The organism is Arhodomonas sp. KWT (genome assembly GCF_010993615.1).
In genome coordinates, this window is record NZ_WNXE01000862.1 from 1 (window position 1) to 717 (window position 717).

At 71.8% G+C, this 717-nt stretch carries 1 protein-coding gene; it reads right to left on the reverse strand.

All coding sequences use genetic code 11. The features are described from left to right. The coding region (locus G7A99_RS22925; protein ID WP_256379739.1) for a helicase-related protein at positions 1–717 on the reverse strand (717 nt) is incomplete at both ends.

The following is a 717-nucleotide window of genomic DNA, read 5'->3' on the forward strand; positions in this document are numbered from 1 at the left end:
GGGGCGCTCGCGCGGGTCCTGCACGGATAGCGCGGCGGCGAGGATCAGCACCTCGCGCAGGCAGCCGTGGTCCTCGCCGGCGAGCAGGATGCGGGCGATCCGCGGGTCGATGGGCAGCCGCGCGATACGCCGGCCCAGCTCGGTGAGCGCCTCGGCGTCGTCCAGCGCACCGAGTTCGCGGAGCAGCCGCAGTCCGTCGCGGACGTAGCGCGGGTCCGGCGGCTCGACGAAGGGGAAGGCGTCGATGTCGCCGAGCCGGAGGTACTTCATCTGCAGGATCACCGAGGCAAGGTTGGTCCGCAGGATCTCCGGGTCGGTGAACTCGGGCCGGGACTGGTAGTCATCCTGGCCGTAGAGGCGGATGCACACGCCGGCGGCGACACGCCCGCAGCGCCCGGCGCGCTGGTCCGCGCTTGCCTGGGAGATCGGTTCAATGGGCAGGCGCTGGACCTTGGTGCGGTAGCTGTAGCGGCTCAGGCGCACCAGGCCGCTGTCGACGACGTAGCGGATGCCGGGCACGGTCAGCGAGGTCTCGGCGACGTTGGTCGCGAGCACCACCCGCCGCCCGCCGTGGGGGGCGAACACGCGCTGCTGCTCTGCCGCGGAGAGCCGGCCGAACAGCGGCAGGATCTCGGTACCGGTGGGATGGTGCTTGCGCAGTGCCTCCGCGGTCTCGCGAATGTCGCGTTCGCTCGGCAGGAATACCAGCACGTCCCC